The organism is Flagellimonas zhangzhouensis (assembly GCF_900102925.1).
GTDB lineage: Bacteria > Bacteroidota > Bacteroidia > Flavobacteriales > Flavobacteriaceae > Flagellimonas > Flagellimonas zhangzhouensis.
This window is the reverse complement of record NZ_FNKI01000002.1, coordinates 258633-281279: the sequence shown is the minus strand read 5'-3', so window position 1 is coordinate 281279 and position 22647 is coordinate 258633. Positions and strand designations below refer to the sequence as shown.

The following is a 22647-nucleotide window of genomic DNA, read 5'->3' as shown; positions in this document are numbered from 1 at the left end:
GATTACACCTATTAAGGAATACGCGATTATACGCCATCAAATTCATGAATTTTATAATTTTAAATGCCTGTTTTTAAGCTTTTGAGAATAAAATTCTTAAAATCAGCATATAATCACGCTTCACTAAATTGTACTATTACATTTTAAATTAGGTCAATAGGTTGCCGTGTTCATCCCATTCCGCAATTTCATTCCGCTTGCTTTGGTCCACACATTTTGCTATCCATTTTGGATCATAGGCCACACCATGTTGATCCAAAACATCTTGGGGAACTCCATCCCAAACATTGGGTTGATTTCCTTTATACCCCAAATCGGCGATGCCTACTTTTGAAGTGTAATATCCCGTTACTGTCAAGTTTCTCATCAACGCAAAAAATTGAATTTCCAACGGTTGATCATCCAATGGAATATCCACATCATGGAAAGCTATGGTATCCAAGATTTGTTTTTGCTGCTCCAGCGATGCCGATTTAAATTCCTTATCGAATTGTGTATTGGAAGCATGATCCAACCACATAAGACCACCCTTTAGGGTGAGTTCCAAATCGGGAATGTCCTTGGCGATAAACTCAATAAATTCAGGAACTTCTGCTTCAATGGGGCCGCCATGGGGTTCCTTAGGTGGCAAAATAATGGTACTCAACAAAGTGATGGTCTCCATTTCGTGCGCATTGAACAACTGGATTTCCTTTAGCTTTTCAATGCGTTTCAGTTCTTCTGGGGTTCTCCCAAAATAAGGACTTTCGGAAGGTGCTGGTAGCTCCAATTCAGTATCAGTCTTGCAGCCATGGAACATTAGGGCAGAAGCACCAGCCCCCATAATGATGGTTTGTATACTTTTTCTTCTGTCCATTTTTAAAGATTTTGTTGTTTTAATTGCTCAATGATGTAATCGGACGCACGCCATGATAATGCCAAAATGGTCCAAGTACAGTTTTTATCCGCTTGCGAGGTAAATGGTCCTGCATCTACAATAAATACATTGTCCACATCATGCAATTGGTTGAATTTATTGGTGACCGAAGTTTTTGGATCATCACCCATTCGTGTTGTACCTACCTCATGGATAATTCGCCCAGGAGCTAGCAGTCCATAATCAATATCAGCACCTGGTTTGTCCCCAAGAGCTTCACCTCCCATATTATGGATGATTTCTTCAAAGGTGTCTTGCATGTGTTTGGCTTGTTTCACTTCCAAATCAGACCATTTGTAGTTGAACTTGAGTACAGGGATTCCGAATTTATCCACAGTGGTATTATCGATTTCACAGTAGTTTTCCTTTCGCGCGATACCTTCTCCTCTACCTGCCATATGGACTACAGAGCCATAATATTTCTTCACGTCATCGCGAAGCACATCACCATATCCACCCACATTAAGACCAAAGAATTTATTGAACTCATTGGTATTGAATCCAAAACCATAATTGGGTTGACGCATTCCTCCTCCCACTTCAATATGGTAACCGCGAGGAAAATCCAATTTGCTGTTATCACCCCACCATGGAGAATACACATGCATGCCCCCTGTACCATCTTCGTTATAGGAAACTTTTCGGTTCATTAGTGCTGGAACAAAAGCAGCACGACTTGCACCTGTGGAATCATGTAAATACCTACCCACATGATCACTGCTGTTGCCCAAACCATTTGGGTGTTGCTTACTTTTGGAATTCAATAGAATACGTGCCGAACTACATGCGGATGCCGCAAGAACAACTACCCTGCCTTTTAATTTATATTCTTTAAGATCATCCTTGCTTACATAGGATACCCCAGTTGCTTTGCCCTCTTCATCGGTTGTTACTTCCCGCACCACGGAATTGACATAGATTCTAACTTTGCCCCCGCTCTTTTGGGCTGGGAATATCAAACAACTTCCAGCTGAAAAATCAGCATAAACCGAGCATGACCTCGAGCATTGTCCGCAATAGAAGCATACACCCCTATCGTTGTTTATTCGCTTGGTCAACATGGAAAGTCGTCCAGGAATTACGGGGACGCCCGATTTTTGAGCCCCATTTATATAAAATAACTCGTGCAATCTAGGTTTTGGTGGAGGTAGAAAAAATCCATCAGGATCGTTCTCTAAACCTTCATTGGTGCCATACACCCCAATAAGTTTGTCCACCTTATCGTAATAGGGTTTTACATCGTCATAGCCAATTGGCCAATCTTCTCCATGCCCATCACGGGTTTTTCCTTTAAAGTCCTTAGGGCCAAAACGGAGTGATATTCTTCCCCAGTGGTTGGTTCTACCTCCCAGCATATGGGACCTGAACCAATCAAATTTGGTACCTGGTTCATGGGTATAGGGCTCACCTTCGATTTCCCATCCGCCGTAGGCCATATCCCATCCACCAAATGCTCTTGTAGTTCCTGCTCCTCTATTGGGAGACTCATAGGGCCACTTAAGTTGTGTCATGGTTTTGGGGTCGGCGGGGTCAAAAAATGGACCTGCTTCCACTACGGCCACATTCAAACCTGCATCGGCCAATTGTTTGGTCGCCATTCCCCCACCAGCTCCAGAACCTACAATGATCACATCATAAAATTCTGGTGCTTCTTTGATCTGTATCATACATTTTCTTTGTGAAATTCGCTGCGAAAAATAGTGCTATGACCAAGAAAACTTGAAGAATTGAAAACAAAGCAGCCCCAAATTCAAGAATTTTATAAAGAATAGGGCTCCTTATAAAATTTAAACGAGTGGAATCTTATAAAAGGACTATGTTTTTTGGGTTACTCTTTGCCGTTTTGAAGTACCTGATCCATGTAAATTCCGATAAGGTGTGTTCGGATATCCACTGAAGTTTCCTCTGCATTTTCTTCCAATTTCACTTTCATGGTTTGGGAGGGAAAAAGTGGCATATGGCAACCGATACAATCGGTAAGGTTGGCAGCATCAAAACCTGAATTATTATGCAGATTCTTAGGTGCAGCATGACATTCAATACATTTTGAGTTGAAATGATCATAATCGCCTCGTTGTTTTTTATGGGGATCATGACAAGTGGTACAGCTCAATGTTTCTGAATTTTTAAAACATTCACTGCTTTTCAACAGACCATATTGATTTCCATGTACATCAAGCTCTGCTTGGGGACGACCAAAATTGTAATTTTTTGCATATGTATCCAATTGATCACCAACCATAAAAGAAAAAGGATTTTCCTTTATTTGAATGGCACGAAGTCCCGAATGACACTGTACACAATTGTCCATTTGTAATTGACGGGAAAGGGAATCAATAAGGACCACAGGATCTATTGAGGTTGAATTTAAATTTCCAGTATTGAAATCAACATGTTTTTGTAAAGGCCCATGACAGCGCTCGCAATCAATGCCCAGCATGAAAGATTCGCGATCATACACATTTGAAATACCTTTTGGATCCTCATTCTTTGCAAAAGTCACATGGCATTTCACACAATTATCGGTAACTGCCCTAGTGTATTTATAATTTGGATACCCTGGACTATTGATAAAATCATCAATGAGTGTAAAATAGGAAACCTGGAGTTGATACAGAGAATCTCCTTTGAACGTTAAATAGGATTGTCCCTTAACGCCTGACCCAACAACAATATCCAAACGAGATCTATCCAACAATTTATCGGTAGTTTTGGAATGTATGGTCTGATAAAAGCCGTCACCTTCCTGAAGGATTTGTGCCTTGCCATCAATTAGTTCCACTTCTTGTGCTGATCCGTTAAAAGAACCCTTTAGGGTTTCAACAGAAGCAACTGCTGAAGTATTGTAATGGGCCGTTTGAATATGACTTTGATAAATATCTTGATGACAGGCTATACAGGTTTCAGACCCAGCAAAATGTTCCCCATTATAATGAATTGGAAGGGATTCCGACACAGTGAAATATTCCTCTTTTTCTTGATTAAAATAGAATACGCCAGCAACTACAAGAATTGCTACAAAAATTAAGATGTAGGTGCTTTTGTTTAGTCGGGAAAACACATGTGCAAATTCAAGGTTAGTACTGAAAGCTACCAAATATAATTAACTAATCGGCAAAGCAAATTAACGGCCCAAGCTATTTTAAATATTTTGACTGGCAAAATCCCATCCTTAAAATGGGGTTATTTCAATCTAAAAACAACTAATAAAACCCTCTTTTTCAAATACCTATAATTTATTCGATGTTTTTTTTCATATCTTTCGAATGTACACTAATCAACCATCAAAAGATTTCGAAGCTATGTCCCCCAGGTTTCAACCGTAAATTATGGAGACAACTAAGAAATTAAACCAACCTCTTGCAAATTATATTTCAATCGTAGTTTTAGGTGTAGCAATAGTATTGGGTATCGCTATGCGATTTTTACAATATTTAGCTGCAACATCCTATTTTAAAGATGAACTCTATTCCCTTTATAACATCCATCGATTATCATTTGCAGGACTTTTCACGGAAGACCTTGAATATAATCAAATTGCCAACTTTGGATTTCATTGGGGTCAAAAACTGATAATTTCCTTGGTAGGATTTTCCAATGAATACACTGCTCGATTTTTCCCGTTCATATTCAGTATTCTAAGTATTTACATGGTGTATTTAATCGGAAAACGGTTCTTTAAAGGGTGGATACTTTACTTATCCATCATCCCTACTGCCATTAGTTTTTGGGCAATCATCAATAGTTCCAATGCAAAGCCATATATGGGTGATGTGTTTTTTATCATGTGTATGGTGTATGCCATGCTGGTTATTGTAGAAAAAGACATTATGACCAAATGGAAGACCGTAGTACTCGGAATCATAGGTTTCTTCACTGCCATATATTCCTTACCTGGATCGGTTTTTGTACTCATCTGCCTTTTAATGTTATGGTGGAAGCCAGGAAAAGAAAAAATAAAAGAATTGGCACCGATTTGGGGACTGTGGCTGTTGGGTGGTATCATCAGCGCCATATATCTCCTTTTTTTTCTTTCAAGTTCCGATCAGGATGCCATGCAAGGTTACTGGGATTTTGCATTTCAACCTTCCAATGGTATTATAGATATTTTGAGTTATATCCTAAACGCTCTTTACGCCATTCCCTTTAATTATTTGGTGTATGGCGTTCAAAACCCGATTTCCAATGCATTACTTTACCTATGTTTGGTACTTGCTGTTTTCGGTATTGTTTCCCTTTGGAAATCGAACCGTTTTCAAATGGTTTTACTTCTTGCTCCTATTTTAATGAGCATATTGTTTACGCTGTTCAAAGTATTGCCTATGTCTACGGTACGATTAAGTATTTACTTTTCATGGACCATATTTTTGTTGGCATTTGTTGGTTTACACTTTTTGACCACTCAAGTAAATTCTAAACTCAAAACGGTTTTCGCTAGCGTTATGACCATTTTAATGCTCGGTCAACTTTTAGTTGCCTATCAAGGAGCCAAAACATTGCCCTTGCAAGTGGAGCCCACTAAAAAAGGATTGATGGCGATCAAAGAAAATTTGAAAGAAGGCGATATTGTTATCATTCCGCAACGAGGAACCGAGCAAATGGCCTATTATACCAATGAGATTGATATTGGTGAATATGTTATTGGAACAGCAGATTTTTCATCTGAAGACCAACTCATAAACGACCTGAAGCCTTACAAAGAAAACAATAGGGTATGGTACTTCTTTCTTGGTTACCGACCAGAAGCCAATCCAGGAATGCAAGAATACAGATTTAAGGAGATATTGGATGAACATGGCAAAAAGCTGGAAGAATTCACATTTACTTCCTTCTATCCTACTTGGGTAAGATTGTATGATTTCACTTCCGAAATAGCAGTCAATAATGATAAATCATTAGGCATTCTTGGTTCAGCCATATCAGGATGGGACAGCTCCACTCCACTTCAACAAATAAATGATGAACGAGTTTGGGAAACTGAAATTGAACTGTCTGAAGGTGAAATAAAATTTAGGTTAAACGATAGTTGGGACACCAATTGGGGCGGAATGGATTTCCCAAAAGGGGAATTGATTCCAGGAGGACCAAATATTCCAGTGAAACAGGGCAATTACAAATTAAAGGTAAACCTTGAATCGAATACTTACGAGTTTATAGCCTTTTAATTTCTTATACTCCCACATTTTCAAACCACAAATTTTCAAGATATATTTATAGGAGACAAACATCGATCTTCCCCCACAATTCCCCCTCATTTTTAATTGGTTGACCAAATTGGTCCATCCAAAAACCGTTTTATATGAGTACATCAAATTTGAAGCTTAGCTACATTGCACCTTTTATTCTTTTTTTCCAATTATCCAATATGAGTGCCCAAATCGATTCGCTTGTACTTGTGAACAACGATATGATTGTGGGAGAATTAAAGGAGTTGAAACAAGGCGTTATTACCATTGAAACCGATTATAGCGATAGTGATTTTAAAATTGAATGGGAAAAAATTAGATCAATTGATACCCAAAATGAATTCATGATAACCGTTAGATCGGGAACTCGATATAACGGAATTTTAAAAAGCGTGGATACTTCACGTATTGCCATTATAAGCACATCGGATACTTTGGCAACCGTTTTAAAAAATGATTTGGTGTATCTCAAGGAAGTTCAAGGGAGTTTTTTAAGCAATCTTTCAGCCTCATTAAGTGTTGGATACAATTACACCAAGGCGGATGATCTATCCCAATTAAGCGTCCGGAGTTTATTGGGGTACAGGGCTAGACGTTGGGAAGCGAGTGCCAATTACAACGATGTACGCTCCAGTAAAAACAACACTAACTCCGTTAAAAGAGTCGATGCATCATTAGGCTACAAATATTATTTAAAAAAGAATTGGTTTACGCTGGCAGAAGTTTCTTGGCTATCCAATACGGAACAGAATATCAACTTGCGTACTTTGGGAAGGGTCGGTTTAGGCAAATATCTGGTGCAGACAAATAGTTTTTACTGGGGATTACAAGGAGGTGCATCCTTCAACAACGAAAATTTTTCTGTTGATGGCAACGATATCACAAACAACAGTACCGAAGCCTTTTTGGGCTCTGAATTGAATTTATACGATATGGGCGACCTCAGCTTGTTGACGCGAGGCATCCTTTATCCAAGCTTATCGGAATCGGGAAGGTGGCGTTTCGATTTTAATTTTGATATAAAATACGACCTACCTTTGGATTTCTATATCAATCTGGGAGTTACACTGAATTACGATAACCAAGCTGTGGATAGTGCCAGTCAAACCGACTATATTTTCCAAACGATGATTGGTTGGAGCTTATAGCAATACTTTTTAATAAAATAAGGTACTATAACCTTTGGCTTGCAGTTGCAGCAATCGGACAGAATAGGTAACCACTGGCTCCATTCCCTCTGCCAACTGGCCTTCGGTAACGCCAAGTTTTTCCATGGCCACACTACAAACGCTAACTCGAACTTTCCCTTTGTATTTTTGAAATAAGGTTTCCAACTCGGAGCCCTTTACCAATTGCTTTACTACCTTGCCTTTTACAACAATTTCGTAATCGGTTACTTCAACACCACTATCTACAAGTCTGTCATACATACCCAAAACCCCTCTAAAATGAAGTTCTTGGCTCACCCCAAAGGCATATTGTTTGGTTGCCGAAAGGTCTGAAACAATTTCAGCATCCAATTTGTCTTGACCAAAGGTTTGGGAGGTTGAAAAGAAGAAAATAGCACTCAGCAACAAAAGGGTTCTAAAAGTTTTCATATGACCTTATTTTAAGTTTAGTGCTATAAAAATACGATTATTGATTCTCTTCTCTTACCACGAAAATCTTTTTAAACGAAATAGGTTTTCCATAGGTAGTGAATCCATCAAAAACCACCTCGAACTCGCCAGTAAGGTCGGAGGTGTAAAACTCGAATTGTAATTCTTCATCCTTAACTTCAACATGGGGTTCCCAAAGAAGTAGCCTTCTGTAATCTGGAATGCTCCCATAACCCAAACTATCATTCTCTGCATAAAATTGCTTGTAATAGTTTTTATTGTCCAACGGCTTTTTAATGTCCACATTTACACCCACTTCTGGCTGATAATTTTGATAGAAATCTCCGTCATACGTTTTCACGTACAACATCCCCTGATAACTTTTGCCCAATAATACAAATTGGTCACGCACCAAACTGATGGTCTCAATTTTTCGTGCATCAAACTCCTTGATAGCCTCATGGTTCGGAATAAAAACTCCATCTATTACTACGATGGCAGGATCAAAATTGTTGGCTTCGTCATAAGTCTCAAAATCTTGTGCCACTCGGATATAATCGTTGCCTTTTCCATTGTTACGATATCCCGCAAAGCTGAACAATTCCACCAAGGTCTCTTCAAAAGTTGGAAACTGGGTGTATTCGTCCAATCGCAAAGTTTCAGGCATTCCGCCATCGAATGGGTCAATAGGAAATCCCAACAATACTGAATCTGGTTTTGCCGAGAAGAATTGATTTTCTAACTGATTGTGCACACTTCGCCCAATAATTTCATCCCTATACTCAGGTTTAAGATGAAAATTCCCAAAGTTCAATCCGCTAACATCCAATTTTGAAGCATAGCGCTGCTCTACCACCATATTCTTATCACCGTTAAGTACTTGAATGATGGCTCGGGGTGTTTTGTACTGTTTTTTCAGATAGGTATAAAAATTGCCCGATTCATCGGTTACCGCAAATTTGGTTAAAAACTCCTCTCCTGGAATCGAAACCACAACATCGGCATTGGCAACAGGGCCGTCATTATTTTTAACGGTTCCGTACAAAAGTTCTCCTCGCTGCTCGGGAAGGTAAAGACTATCGCCCGCTTTTTTTAGTAACTCACCATCCACACCCATATATGTTGTTCCAAACTCCATCGCATTCATAACTGGTTGTGCCTGAATCGCCTCTTTTTGCTGGACTTTTAAGGTGTAGTTGCCATGTCCCAATTTCGCCTTATAATTTTTGATGTTGAGCACGACCTTTTCTCTTGGCTGATGGATATTTTTATCCAATTGAATTAGAATCATGGAAGAATCCACGGGTTGCACTTTTAATGCTTCTGTTTGGTTGTCAGAAACATCACCAATAAGGGCACCTTGATCCACTTGATAGGGATTAATCACAACGATATCATCTTTATATACCTGTTTTAACCCATTATTTTTCATCCATTGGGTATAGGCCAAAAGTTTGTAATTTCCAGAGGGCACATCGGTATTGATAAAAAAATCACCTTGCCCCTTTGCGTTGGTCAATCTAATTTTTTGTTCAAGCACATATTCCTTTTGTTCGTTCACCAACGCCACATAGCCAATATCGCTAATAGTGCTCAACCTACTGTTTTGTGCATTGAAATTATAGAAGGCATAGTTTATATACTCCCCAGCAAAAACAACAGGTCCTGTGTGGTTTAAATACACCTTTTCCTGCGGTAGCTTTTTCAAATTCAGCAGTTCCGAATTATCCTTTATCACGTATTGTGCCCTTGCCAAACTGGCGACACTTAACAATATCCAAAAAAGTGCAAGCTGTTTTTTCATACTATTCTTTTATTCTTCCCAAAAATCGGGTACTATGTTACTTCCAACTACATTGCAATCACCACAAATGGCCGGAACCACCCAATAAGGCCCTTCGCATAATCCTGGATCATAATTATCTTCCCAATATTCTACCAAACCTAGTTTAACCCGAGTTATTAAATCTTGTGGACATTTATCCAACGGCGGAGTAGGTCCATCCCTTTCAGGATTAGGAATTTGTGGAGAAACTGGTCTTTCACAATCAAATTCTCCAAAATACGGTGGTAAAGGTTCTCCGGGAAACAGGTCCTCATAATTGAAATAAAGGCGCTGTTGCACCTCGGTACTTACGTCAAAAAAGCCAATTACTGTAGTGCTTCCATCCACATCCAAAACATTGCCTTCCAATCTACCTGGTTGAATTTGACTGAACAAGGACTCGCTCTGCGAAAAAGCCACCAAACGCTCATAAAACTCATAGGATTTGGCCGACACTGCCATTTGTTTTACCAAAATACTGTAGCGATGGGAAATTATAGGGTTTTGATTGCTGATAAAACGTACGAGATTTTTTTTGGCAACTGTTCCACTTAACACATTGGCATTGAGAAGCACTTCTTCGTTGGACAAATCAGTTCTATAGCATACCCTTTCCTCTCTAGCTCTTGGCACTAATCGAACGTCTGGATGCAAAACCTCCGTTTCTCCATTGCTGTATTCTATTTGCTCTCTATCTTCTCTTATAATTTCAAATTCAAACGCGGTCCATTTTGGGGCAATAATTTTATAGGTTTCCTCGTAATTGTACCGCAATAATTTTGCGCCACCGTCAGAGAATGAGGCATCTACAAAAATGCCCACTCCATCCTGTCCGCTTCCACTTTCCATGCGTTCCACATACAGATTATCAATGAGTGCTACTTCTGGAGTTTCCATGGCCTCTGATTCATAGTGCTCACCATCCGCTGTAGTAATTGCTAATTGATAGGATGTATTGGGCATGGCCGCAAAGGCAATTTCTGATTCGTAAGTACCCTCTTCGGTTTCTTGAAATACATAACTATTACCATTGTTATCCGTTACCACCACTTGTGCTCCACTTTCATAATTTGTTTCAAGACCTCGCTCAATTATTATAGGTGTGGTTGCATTGAACAACCTTTCTTCTTCCACATTTACCGTACTATCACTTTCAACCCGCTGCATGCGGCTCAGATATACTTTTTGCGTTTTTTCTACATTGGTAATATTCGATTCAACAATCAAAGCACCTTCCAAATCACCACCAGTTTCGATTTCTGAAGCGGCATCAAAAGGTTCCACACAAGAAATTACCATAAGTGGAATAACTACAGTTGATATGTATTTTGCCATACTAATCATTCCTCCCAAAATTCTGGTACAACGGTATCTCCCAAAAGGGTACAATCCCCACACAATCGGGGTACAAAAAGATAGGGACCCTCACACGAAAAAATCGACGCTATATTTTCATCATAAGGGCCATAATAACTGATCAACCCTATGTTCACTTGCTCAATAATGGATTGTGGGCAGCCACCATTTCCTGTTGAGACCCCTGTTAAACAATAGGAAGGATGTGTTTCATTGGTTGAAATTGGATGACAATCATACCACCCAAAAGCATAGGGCGGCAATTCCTCTCCAGGAAAAAAATCCTCGTAGTTAAAGAACAAGCGTTGTTCGGTCACCGTGGTGGCCTCCACATACCCCAAAACATTTTCTTCCTGTCCATCTGCCCTTCTCACATTGGCGTATAATGCCCCTGGTTGAATCCCGGAAAACAGGCTTTCGGATTCTGAAAATTCCTTTAAGATCCCATAATATGTATTCGCTTCAGTGGATTGCACATATTGCTTCACCAAAATGCTGTACCGGTGGGAGATGATAAAATTGTCTTTCCCTATAAACCGCACCATTTTCCTTGACACCTTTGATGAGTTGGTTGTATTCGTGCTCAACAAATCTATGGAAGTAGAATAGACCGTATTGTAGCAGGTTTTGTTCTCTACTTCCCGAGGTACAATCTCCAAGTTATAGGTCGGCACAGGCAGGGCGCAGGGATCATAATCCGTCAATCGAAAATCATATTCTTGCCAGTCAGGCGCCACCACTTTGTAGGTCTCCTCAAAAGCGTACCGATAGTGTTCTGGACTACCCTCACTAGGATCACTGTCCATATAAATGGCCACGCCTTCCACTCCTGTCTCGCTGATGGCCTTTTCGGCATAGAGTCCACTAATTTCGGAGGAACCTGCAAGCCGTATGGTATCGGAAACATATTCCGATCCAGATTGGGTAGCTATTTGTAAGGTATACTCCATATTCATTTCCAATGCGAAAGGGTCGGTCGAAAAATATTGTCCCTCACCGTCTTCGGTAAAATTGTATTCGGTTCCTGTATTCGACACCAATTTGAGACTGGCCCCAGACTCTACGGTAACAGAGTCAAACGGTCTGCTCCCCAAAGGAATGTATGGGTTCCAAACGGTGTCTGTAACCAAATCAGTTCGCGAATCGCTTCGACTCAAATAAACGGTTTGCGTTTTGAGCTCATCAGTGAATTTTGCTTCCACCACCAACATTCCCGCTCCATCACCACCCAGGGTCTCAATTTCCAATTCTTTTATGCATGCACTTAGCCCAATGAGCAAGACCAAGCCAAAAATCACGTTATATATTCTCCCTTTCCATCTCATTCCTCCCAAAAATCTGGTACAACATTCGCTCCCAATAAAGTACAATCCCCACAAAGTTTCGGCACAAAAACATATGGCCCAGGACATGATGCATCTGGCACCAAACTCTCCTCGTATTCGGAATAGTAGGTAACAATATTAGCTTCTATTCGATCCAGTAATCCCTGTGGGCATGCTGGCGGCGGCTCTGGATTATATAATAAGGCTGTTTCAAAACCACAATCATAATCAAAGGCATAAGAAGGTTTTTCCTCATCTGGAAAGAAATCTTCATAATTAAAGAACAATCGTTGTTCTGTAGCTCCAACCGCTTCCACATAACCCAATACACTTTCTTCGGCACCATCTTTTCGATATACATTGGAATAAATTGGCCCGGTTTGCACTTGGGAGAATAAACTTTCGGATTGGGAAAAATCTTTTAGTATTTCAAAATAGGAGTTTGCGTCTTGGGATTCCACAAATTGCTTCACCAAAATGCTGTAGCGTTGGGCAATGATGAAATTTTCCCTGCTGATAAATCGCACCAAGTGCCTGTTAATATTTGCGGATGAGTTCCCTGCGACACTCAGCACGTTTATGCTATTTGATGAAACGGTGTTGTAACAGATCTTGTTCTGAACTTCTCGTTCAACTATTTCCAAATTATAGGTAGGTGGACTGGTGGTATTATCGTAATTGGTGAGTTTAAAATCATATGGGTTCCAAAGAGGGGCTTCAATCTTATAGGTTTCATCGTAAGCAAACCTATAATATTGGGAGTCTCCTGAAAGCGGTTCACTATCTACATATATAGCGACTCCTTCAACACCAATATCATTGATCATTCTTTCCGCATACACATCTGTTATCCCCGCCGTTCCCACAACTTCGATGGGGTCTGATAGATAGCCGTCTCCAGAACTTGTAGTGATATCCAGTTGATACTGTGTGCCCATGGCCAACGCAAATGGAGTATTTGAATAATATTTTCCAGGTTCCCCTTCGGTGAACATAACTTCAGAACCATCTGTTCCCAAAAGTTTTACCGTAGCAGCTGATTCCACTGTTACCGAATCGTAGGGTGTTGCCCCGGGGGTAAGGTATGGATTATAAATTGTATCAGTTTCCAAATCCAATCGGGAATCACTTCGACTCAGAAATACGGTCTGGGTTTTGAGTTCGTCGGTTAGCACTGCTTCGACCACCAATAAATCACTAGCAGATGTATCACCCAATGTGTCAATATCCAACTCCTCTAAACAGGCCACAAAGCATGTTAAAAGAACTAGTGCAAAAACACATTTATATAAATATTTATAAAGCTTCATTAAAATTTAAAATTGTAGGTTATGGAAGGGATGGGAATCCCAAAAATGGAGCTTTGCAATGCCTTGGCCTCTCCGTCTTCTGTTACAAAAAACACGGAATAAGGGTTGTTCCTGCCCAAAACATTGTACACCTGAATGGTAATAAAACTGTGGGCCAATTTGTTCCTTTTGTGGTTCCCCTCAATGTTGAAACCTAAATCCAAGCGGTAATAATCAGGTATACGATATTTGTTTCGATCACTGAACACCACATAATCGGCATTGTTGAATCTGAAGGTCCCCACAGGATAGGTTATCGGTCTTCCTGTTTGATACACAAAATTCATAGAGAAACTGAACCGTCTCGTTAATCTATAATTGGCGATAAGACTTATGTCATGGGGCTTATCAAAATTGGACGGAAAAAACTCCCCATTGTTTATTCGTTCTTCGCTGGAGTCACCATCAAATTTGTAAAGCGATCTGGAATAGGTATAACTCAACCATCCGTTTAAATCGCCCTTGTTCTTTTTTAGCAAAAATTCAACGCCATAGGCTTTTCCTTCTCCTTGCAAAACCTCTGTTTCTACATTCTCATTCAACAATAGATCTGCACCGGTTTTAAAATCCAGTACATCGTCCATGAGTTTGTAGTAGCCTTCCAAACTTACTTCGAACATATTATCGTTGAAGTTTTTATACAATCCCAAGGCCGCCTGATAGCCCATTTGAGGTTTTATGTTCAGATCCGACAATTTCCAAGTATCAATCGGAGAAACCGTTGTATTGTTGGATAAGGTATGAATGAATTGATAGGCATTATTAAAACTTGCCTTTATTGAAAAGTCGGGAGTGAACAAATATCTGGCCGAAACTCTTGCCTCTGGACCACCATAGGTTTTAATAAACTCACCACTTTTATAATTCAAAGTATCGGTCACCGTGGACTCACTTTTAGGTTCGCCTTCTGCATATTGATATTGGGTCGATTCTCCCATCGCGGCATAAAAAGCGTAGCGGGCACCAACATCGACTGAAAATTTATCGGAAATCTTAAACTCGTCCCCAATAAAAAGTGCGCCTTCAAGCCCTTGTTCATCAGCTACGTCTACTGGCGTTATATTCGATTCACTGTTCTTGGGATCTATACTACCTGGATTTGTGGAATAATATTTTGCTGAAACCCCATAATCCAAATTATGTTTATCATTTAATCGGGTACGTAATTTGTATTTCAGTTCCGATTCGTTGATGGTGTAATCCAATTCGAAATCGTTGTTCGATTCCCCATCAAAATCAATCCCAAAACGGTAATCACTATTCGCGGCCAATAAGGTTCCATTGGTTTTTTCACTTAGTTTATGATTCCAACGCACCGAAAAAAGTCGATTACTATAATTATATAAAGAATCTGATGTTATGCTGAAGTTGTCCTTGCTATAATAAGCGGTCCCTCGAATCTCGCTATTCTCGTTGAATTTATGGTGATATTTTACGATACCATCAAAAAATGAAGCCTGACTATTGCTCAATGACTCCTCATCCAATGAACGAAGAATCCAATCGGCATAGGCACCCCTAGCCCCCACAATCAATGAAGAGGTATCCTTTTTAATAGGAAACTCCAATGCCAAATTCCCGGTTACCGGACCAATGGACCCTTCCCCAGAAATTTTTTCTGTATTTCCATTCTTGGTCTCTATATCAAATACGGAAGATAGCCTTCCTCCAAACTCAACAGGAGGTGCTCCTTTATAAATATTTACCCGCTCGGTTGTAAAAGGATTCAAGGCTTGAAATATGCCAAAAAAGTGGGTTGGGTTATAAATAACTGCATCATCCAAAAGCACCAAATTCTGGTCTGTTTTACCTCCACGCACATTAAGTCCTGATGCTCCCTCACCTGCCGATGAGATTCCGGGCAGTGCTTTTGCCACTTCCAAAATATTTCGTTCCCCCAATACCAAGGGAATATTTTTTGCCTCTTCGGATACAATTTCTTCATTTCCAGTTGTGGCATCCTGCACATTTCTGATGGCATCAGCTTCCAAAACCACTTCATCCAATTGTTCCAAACTTTCTTCCAAGTTCAGATTAAGGCTTCCATCGTTATACATCACAACCTCCCTTTCCATATCCCGTATTCCCATCGCACTTGTGGAAATTACATTATAACCTGCAGGAAGCTCAATATTGTAATTGCCCTGTTCATCTGTTATAGCTACCCTATTACTCCCCTTTATTCGAATTGCCAAATCAGGAATGGCTTCACCTGTTCTCGAATTCATTGCTTTTCCTGACAACCTGTAGGACGATTTTAAATCTTGCCTATCTGCCCTACCAATGCGGACCAAAGGCAACTTGTTTGCTGTTTGCACTGTTGCCTCTTTATAAAATGCGGGGGGCGGTAAATTTTGGTTGACGATTACACTCTCTTGGGTTGATGTGGTGTCGGTTATTCCAAAGAAATTTCCAGGGAGTTGATCGTAAACAATACTGTTCTGCAATAAAAAAACACGATTTTCCTTTTCAGAAATGTAAAAGTTCAACTGAGTTCCAGACAATACCGAGGTTAGAATATCGAATAAAGATGCCTCTTGAAAATCTTGATCGATCTTAACGTCTCCCAACCAATCTTTGAGGTAAAAAAACGAATAGCCAGATGCCTCCTCAAGTTCCTCGAAGAATTCGGAAGTGGTTTTGGCATTCCCAGAAATAGTGATATTGGCTTCTTGTGCGTTTGCGAAATGTCCAGATATAAAAAGGAACAAAACACCCACAATTTTAGCCATTTTGGCGGAGTAATTACGAAAATATAGCAATGGTTAAATGAATTAGCTTACTACAATTTAACAAAAAACCAATAGGTTAATTAAATTAGCAATGGAATTTTTGAAGTCATTTCAATCTAACACACAAAATGATAATTATTTCAAATTCAACTTATCATTTTGCAATTGAAAAGAACAAAAAATTGTCAATACCATAAACCAACCAAAACGAATTCATTATGAAAAACCTCAAAATCAGCTTTTTACTTCTTACCTGTGCCCTATTTGGGTTGCAACTGCATGCCCAAATCGAAAAAGCACCACTTCGGAGCGAAGGAGAAGGACCATGGTCCCAATTCATTATTCGCGGGGTCACAGTAATCGATGGCACCCTATCCCCTCCTATTGGACCTGTGGACATTGTTGTGGAAAACAACAAAATTGTATCTGTCCAAGTAGTTGGTTTTCCTGGAATGGACATCAACCCAAACAGAAGGCCTCAACTTAAACCGGGTGGGAAAGAACTGAATGCCGAGGGCATGTACCTACTCCCTGGCTTTGTAGACACCCATGCCCATATTGGAGGAATTCCTCAAGGCACTCCTGCTGAATATGTGTATAAATTGTGGTTGGGACATGGTATCACTACCATTTGTGACCCAGGTTCTGGAAATGGAATTGATTGGGTCTTGGATCAAAAGAATAAAAGTAATAATAACGAAATCACTGCACCTCGAATTAAAGCCTATAATTGGTTTGGCAATAATTTGAATGGGGAGCGCGGAAGAATGGATATTACCACTCCCGAAGCAGCTCGTGAATGGGTGCGTGCCAATGCCAAAAAAGGTGCTGATGGCATCAAATTTGGCGGTGGACTTCCTGAGGTAATGACGGCAGCCTTGGATGAAAACAAAAAATTGGGATTGCGTTCCAAAACGCACCATGCCCAGCTTTATGTAGGCCGTTGGAATGTATTAAACAGTGCACGTGCTGGATTAACCTCCATGGAGCATTGGTACGGACTACCTGAGGCTATGTTCGAAGATAGAACGGTACAAGACTATTCCTTGGATTACAATTACCAGAACGAACAAGACCGTTTTGGCGAAGCAGGTCAATTGTGGGCCCAAGCAGCAAAACCATTTTCAGATAAATGGAATGCCGTCATGGATGAATTGATTTCATTGGATTTCTCCATTTCCCCAACCATGGTGATTTATGAGGCTAACCGTGACCTTCAAAGAGCAAGACGTGCCGAATGGCATGAGGAATACACCTTGCCTTCCCTTTGGGATTTTTATGCGCCTAGCAGACAATCACATGGTTCATATTGGCATTATTGGGGTACCGAACAAGAAATCAACTGGAAGCAGAATTACAAACTTTGGATGACCTTTTTGAATGAGTACAAAAACAGGGGTGGTCGAGTAACTGTGGGTACTGATGCTGGTTTCATTTACCAATTGTACGGTTTTGCCTATCCAAGAGAGATGGAGCTTATGCGCGAAGCAGGATTCCACCCGTTGGAAGTGATCAAGGCAGCCACATTAAACGGTGCTGAAGCCTTGGGCATGGATGACCAAATTGGAACAGTTACAGCTGGGAAACTAGCAGATTTTGTAATTGTGGAAGAAAATCCATTGGAAAACTTTAAAGCCTTATACGGTACTGGAGCTATTCAGTTACAGGAAGACAATACCATTGAGCGTGTTGGCGGCGTAAAATACACTATCAAGGATGGAATCATCTACGACGCAAAACAGCTTTTGGAGGATGTAAAGAAAATAGTAAAAGACACCAAAGCTGAAACGGGTTACAAAATCACCCAACCAGGAATAAAGGATTAAAACGCATTGAACCAAAAATAAAAGGCAGCCAAATGGCTGCCTTTTTTTATTCTTGATGAATCACAGGTTCAAAGTATCCGAAGCCTGTTTCATTGCATTCAATTCTTGTCGCAAGCGTTCATTTTCCATAATATATTGTTCCCTTAAATATTCCAGTTTGCGTTCAAACTCATCGGCTGGCACATATTCAGGTTGCAAGAATGCGCCATTTATCATACTGAACACCGTAAACAAAAAACTAAAGGCAACAGCAGCAACCAATCCGAACAACATGGTTTTCTCTCGTTTCAAACTGGGAGAATGCCGCTTGATCTGTTTTTTATCCTCCTTGGAAATTTTCCTTGTACTGGACATCTGATCTAAAAACACATCCCATTTTTCCTCTTCCTTTACATACAAATGCATAAATCCGCCTTCATCCAAAAAATCTTCGGTACTTGGCGTTGAAGCCAATAAAAACAAATCCATACCATTGCCACTCATTACATCTAAAAGAGAAGGGTCATAATCCAAAATGTCCTGTACCAGTTTCACCACGAACTCCAAACTGTAATTGGGTCGTAAATATTCATCGTACAAGGTTTGGATTTCGAAGTAATCGGTTCTGCTCAAGGCATAATCTAAAAAACGATCTTTTAGTTCGGCCTTAAAAAATTCGCTCATTTTTTAGATAGGAGGGTTAATGGTTGGTGTTGGTTAAGTGGATTTAGATATTCTCGTTTTTTTATATATAAAGTCAGCTCCATTTCATACAAAAGGAACATCCATTAATTAATTTCACAATGTCTACATGATTTCTGCACTGAGGCCTGCTTGCAATAATTTAGTGCATTTGGGTTTTAGGATATCATATTCTCCTGTTTTGACCGTACATTTTCCATTGTAATGCACAATCAATGAGCATTGTTCTGCTTGTTCTGGAGTATGCTCACATACATTGATCAGTGTTTCGATAACGTGGTCGAAGGTGTTCACATCATCATTAAAAAGTACAATTTCATGTTCCTTTATCGTCTCTTCCTCCAGAAGGACATCTTCCATTTCTTTTTCCCTAGTGCCCATAAATTCTGAGATTTACTTCTCTCTAATTTACATATTTTGCTGAAATCCAGCGGTTCTTCTCCATTTTTTTCTCAAATTCCAAACCATGGGCAGCACATTTTGCAGAAATCACATCCAAATCCTCTAAATAGAAGCCACTTAAAAATAAAGACCCTCCTTTATTCAGGCATTTCACGTAATTCGGAATATCTTCCAATAGAATATTTCGATTGATATTGGCAAGAATCACATCGTATTTACTATCTCCCAGCAAACTAACATCACCCTGCATTGCCTTGATATCGGAGCAATTATTTCGCTCCACATTTTCCTCAGTATTCAAAAAGCACCATTCATCAATATCAATCGCCTCGGTATAGCCAGCACCTTTCATTTTTGCCAAAATGGCCAACACTCCAGTACCGCATCCCATATCCAGTACTGATTTCCCTTCAAAATCATTATCCAAAATATGCTGAAGCATCATATGGGTGGTTTCATGGTGCCCTGTTCCAAAGCTCATTTTAGGCTCAATAACAATATCGAAATCCACAGGTTCTGCTTGGTGAAAAGGAGCGCGAACCATGCACCTGTCACCCACTTTTATGGGATGGAAATTCCGTTCCCATTCGGCATTCCAGTTCTGCTGTTCAATTTCCTTTGTGGTCCAAGTGATTTTAAAATTTGGGTTTTGAAGTACAAAAAGATGGCTGAGGTTAGCCTCTTCCCATTCAGATTTAAGAATATACGCCAGAACCCCAGTTTCGTTTTCCACAAAACTTTCAAAGCCCAGTTCACCCAACTCCGCAATTAGAATATCACTTGCGGGTTGGGCAGGGTCTACCTTAAAATCGAATTCTAAATAAACCAAGGACATATATAATTAAATAGCAGCGATAATGGCCACGAAATCGTCGGCAACCAAAGAAGCACCTCCAATTAAACCACCATCTACGTCTGGTTTACCGAAAATTTCTCCAGCATTTCCAGGCTTTACACTTCCTCCATATAAAATAGAAACCTCATCTGCTACGGCAGCACCGAAAGCATCGGAAATGGTTTTTCTAATAAAAGCATGCATTTCTTGAGCTTGCTCTGGTGAAGCTGTTTCTCCTGTTCCGATAGCCCAAACAGGCTCGTAGGCCAAGACAATATTTTTCCAAGCACTGGCATCCAAACTAAACAATGCGTTTTTAAGCTGGCTTTCAACCACATCAAAATGCTTATCAGATTTTCTATCTTCCAATTCTTCACCAAAACAGAAAATGGTTTTCAATCCTTTTTCGATCGCGGTGTTTACTTTTTTAGCCAATAATTCATCATCCTCACCAAAATAAGCGCGTCTTTCTGAGTGACCCAAAATAACAGTGTCAATGTCTAGGCTCAATAACATATCAGCAGAAATCTCTCCAGTGTAGGCTCCGCTTTCTGCAAAATGCATATTCTGTGCAGCCACTTTAATGGTTGAACTACCAAGAGCTGTTTGTGCTGCTTGCAAGTTCACAAATGTTGGTGCCACAATAACTGTTGCATTCGTATCGGGTAGTTTGGCGGAAAGTTCAGTCAACAATGCCTCCGTCTCCTGAAGGTTTTTATTCATCTTCCAGTTTCCTGCCACAATCTTTGTTCTCATGATATTTGTTTTTCTTGTGTTATTGTTTAGAAAGTAAGTTTATCCAAATCGTTGTAATGTACTTTTTGTTGGATGGTTCCCTTTTTAAGGGTCAGTACCGCTGGATTGGAGCGGACAATGGTCTTTAATGTTGTTTCATCAGTAAAGAAAAATTCAAAGTCCAGTCCATACTCAACCTTAAGCTCATCTGTCATTTCTTTGCTTGATGCTGACATACCTATTACTCGATAACCATTTTGTTTGGCCTTTGCCGCCACTTCGGCTATTTCTTTGAAAGCTTCATAATTGCTTTTCTTCAAATCGTACGCTACCACCATCATTAATTTTTCTAGGTTTAGCACCTTACCTGCATAATCTACACCGTCCTGCTCTATGGTAAAATCATGAATTGGAGGTTCGTAACCTTTTTGAATCTCTGTGGTTTCCACATCAATAAATTCACCATCTACACTAGGGTACTCCCCAGCAGTGGTATAAATTTTATCTTCCCCATTTACTTTAAAGCGCCATGCGTATTCGTAAATCGGTTCTGCAGCTCCTTCTGGTACCGACATCCCTTCTTGAATATTAGCTCCAATTTTATAAGGTCTAAAATCAACGGTTGGCAAATGGTTTAGCACATGATTGGCAAACCATGCGCAAGCCACTAAAGCCACTCCCCCAATAATCCAATTGATTTTCGGTGTAAAAAGTGGCGTAATGTATTTTCTTCCGAAGAATAAAATCAAAATGAACACCAATAATATCACATCTTTAGTGAAAGATTCCCAAGGGGTCAATTTCACTGCATCTCCAAAACAACCGCAGTCGGTAACTTTATTAAAATAAGCAGAATAAAAAGTAAGGAATGTGAAGAAAACTATCATCAAAAGTAAACTCCAGACCGTAAATTTTGGCTTAAATCCTATTAAAAGAAGTATGCCTAAAATCACCTCAACAATCACCACAAAAATGGAAATCCCCAAGGCAATTGGTGTTAAAAAAGGTAAATCCAGCACTCCAGGGCTAAAATATTCTTCCAACTTAAAGGAAAATCCCATGGGGTCATTTAACTTGATCCATCCACTAATAATAAATAGTACTCCGACTATTATCCTAGATATCCAAACGATATATTTCATTGTATAAATTTGAAACCACTAAATATATAAAAGCTCTACTTGTTTGACACCCATTGCACAAATTGTTCGAATGTTGTTATGCTTTTGAGGTGCCCTACCAATAAACTATTGGTTAGATTTTTCTTCCCCAAGATGGATCAGCGCAAAAACCGCATAATTAACCATGTCTTGATAATTGGCATCTACACCTTCGCTTACCAAAGTATTTCCTTGATTGTCTTCAATTTGTTTTACACGAAGCAACTTTTGAAGGATTAAATCCGTTAAAGAACTCACACGCATATCGCGCCAAGCTTCTCCATAATCGTGATTTTTATCCTCCATTAATTTTTTGGTAATGGCCACCTGCTCATCATACAAAGCAATGGCTTCTTCCGCATTAATATCGGGCTGCTCCACTACTCCTTTTTTAATTTGGATGAGTGCCATAATGGAATAATTGATGATTCCAATAAACTCAGATTGTTCACCCTCATCCACCTTTCTAACCTCATTTTGCTGAAGGCTTCGAATGCGTTGGGCTTTAATAAAAATCTGGTCTGTAAGGGATGGTAATCGCAAAATACGCCATGCGGTACCGTAGTCTTTAGCCTTTTTTGAAAACAAATCGCGACAGGTTTTGATCACCGCATCGTATTGTTGGGAAGTCTGCTGCATGTATTGTTGCTAATTTGCGTAAATTTCGTTCAATTGTGCCCATTTGCGTGCACTTTGCCAAAGATAATGAAACCCAACAAAG

18 protein-coding genes are annotated in these 22647 nt (G+C 39.8%); 3 read left to right on the top strand and 15 right to left on the bottom strand.

What is annotated here, in order from left to right; genetic code table 11:
- Positions 1-148: 148 nt before the first annotated feature.
- The 3 genes from BLQ18_RS08025 to BLQ18_RS08015 form a co-directional block, all read right to left on the bottom strand.
- Complete coding sequence (locus BLQ18_RS08025; RefSeq protein WP_090294071.1) at positions 149-856, bottom strand: gluconate 2-dehydrogenase subunit 3 family protein; 708 nt, start codon at positions 854-856, stop codon at positions 149-151.
- A gap of 2 nt (positions 857-858) precedes the next feature.
- The gene (locus BLQ18_RS08020; protein ID WP_417935104.1) at positions 859-2583 is read right to left on the bottom strand and encodes a GMC family oxidoreductase; all 1725 of its coding nucleotides are present in this window, start codon (positions 2581-2583) and stop codon (positions 859-861) included.
- A gap of 161 nt (positions 2584-2744) precedes the next feature.
- Entirely contained in the window at positions 2745-3977 is a 1233-nt protein-coding gene (locus BLQ18_RS08015; protein ID WP_175443734.1) for a multiheme c-type cytochrome, read from the bottom strand.
- A gap of 268 nt (positions 3978-4245) precedes the next feature.
- Between BLQ18_RS08015 and BLQ18_RS08010 the strand changes: the two genes are divergently transcribed.
- On the top strand, positions 4246-6081 hold the full coding sequence (locus tag BLQ18_RS08010) for a glycosyltransferase family 39 protein (protein ID WP_090294066.1): 1836 nt from the start codon (positions 4246-4248) through the stop codon (positions 6079-6081).
- Positions 6082-6215: 134 nt separating this feature from the next.
- On the top strand, positions 6216-7250 hold the full coding sequence (locus BLQ18_RS08005; protein WP_090294064.1) for a DUF481 domain-containing protein: 1035 nt from the start codon (positions 6216-6218) through the stop codon (positions 7248-7250).
- A gap of 9 nt (positions 7251-7259) precedes the next feature.
- Here BLQ18_RS08005 and BLQ18_RS08000 read toward each other — a convergent pair whose 3' ends face one another.
- Genes BLQ18_RS08000 through BLQ18_RS07975 form a run of 6 tightly spaced genes read right to left on the bottom strand, consistent with a single transcriptional unit; the run spans position 7260 to position 16287 of the window.
- On the bottom strand, positions 7260-7700 hold the full coding sequence (locus tag BLQ18_RS08000; protein ID WP_090294062.1) for a DsrE family protein: 441 nt from the start codon (positions 7698-7700) through the stop codon (positions 7260-7262).
- A 37-nt stretch (positions 7701-7737) separates the two neighbouring features.
- Positions 7738-9504, bottom strand: coding sequence for an Ig-like domain-containing protein (locus BLQ18_RS07995; protein ID WP_090294059.1), 1767 nt, complete (start codon positions 9502-9504; stop codon positions 7738-7740).
- 9 nt (positions 9505-9513) lie between these two features.
- A complete protein-coding gene (locus BLQ18_RS07990) occupies positions 9514-10860 on the bottom strand; it encodes a DUF4249 domain-containing protein (RefSeq protein ID WP_175443733.1) in 1347 nt (448 codons plus the stop codon).
- A gap of 5 nt (positions 10861-10865) precedes the next feature.
- Positions 10866-12206: a DUF4249 domain-containing protein gene (locus BLQ18_RS07985; RefSeq protein ID WP_090294055.1), complete on the bottom strand. Its 1341-nt coding sequence runs from the start codon at positions 12204-12206 to the stop codon at positions 10866-10868.
- Entirely contained in the window at positions 12203-13516 is a 1314-nt protein-coding gene (locus tag BLQ18_RS07980) for a DUF4249 domain-containing protein (RefSeq protein ID WP_090294052.1), read from the bottom strand. Before BLQ18_RS07980 ends, BLQ18_RS07985 begins: the two co-directional genes overlap by 4 nt.
- Entirely contained in the window at positions 13516-16287 is a 2772-nt protein-coding gene (locus tag BLQ18_RS07975; protein ID WP_090294050.1) for a TonB-dependent receptor, read from the bottom strand. Before BLQ18_RS07975 ends, BLQ18_RS07980 begins: the two co-directional genes overlap by 1 nt.
- A gap of 218 nt (positions 16288-16505) precedes the next feature.
- Here BLQ18_RS07975 and BLQ18_RS07970 point away from each other — a divergent pair, with 218 nt between their 5' ends.
- Positions 16506-18113 carry an amidohydrolase family protein gene (locus BLQ18_RS07970; protein WP_090294047.1) on the top strand — a complete coding sequence of 536 codons (1608 nt, stop codon included), beginning with the start codon at positions 16506-16508 and terminating at the stop codon, positions 18111-18113.
- Positions 18114-18173: 60 nt separating this feature from the next.
- Here BLQ18_RS07970 and BLQ18_RS07965 read toward each other — a convergent pair whose 3' ends face one another.
- The 6 genes from BLQ18_RS07965 to BLQ18_RS07940 all read right to left on the bottom strand — a co-directional run bounded on the left by BLQ18_RS07965 (position 18174) and on the right by BLQ18_RS07940 (position 22565).
- A complete protein-coding gene (locus tag BLQ18_RS07965) occupies positions 18174-18776 on the bottom strand; it encodes a hypothetical protein (RefSeq protein WP_090294045.1) in 603 nt (200 codons plus the stop codon).
- Between the two features lie 123 nt (positions 18777-18899).
- A complete protein-coding gene (locus BLQ18_RS07960) occupies positions 18900-19175 on the bottom strand; it encodes an ATP-dependent Clp protease adaptor ClpS (RefSeq protein WP_090294042.1) in 276 nt (91 codons plus the stop codon).
- 22 nt (positions 19176-19197) lie between these two features.
- The gene (gene prmA, locus BLQ18_RS07955; RefSeq protein WP_090294040.1) at positions 19198-20031 is read right to left on the bottom strand and encodes a 50S ribosomal protein L11 methyltransferase; all 834 of its coding nucleotides are present in this window, start codon (positions 20029-20031) and stop codon (positions 19198-19200) included.
- Positions 20032-20037: 6 nt separating this feature from the next.
- Positions 20038-20787, bottom strand: coding sequence for a triose-phosphate isomerase (tpiA, locus tag BLQ18_RS07950; RefSeq protein WP_090294038.1), 750 nt, complete (start codon positions 20785-20787; stop codon positions 20038-20040).
- A gap of 26 nt (positions 20788-20813) precedes the next feature.
- The gene (locus BLQ18_RS07945) at positions 20814-21908 is read right to left on the bottom strand and encodes a BT_3928 family protein (RefSeq protein WP_090294035.1); all 1095 of its coding nucleotides are present in this window, start codon (positions 21906-21908) and stop codon (positions 20814-20816) included.
- Positions 21909-22013: 105 nt separating this feature from the next.
- Positions 22014-22565, bottom strand: coding sequence for a DUF1599 domain-containing protein (locus tag BLQ18_RS07940; protein ID WP_090294033.1), 552 nt, complete (start codon positions 22563-22565; stop codon positions 22014-22016).
- Positions 22566-22647 lie beyond the last annotated feature (82 nt).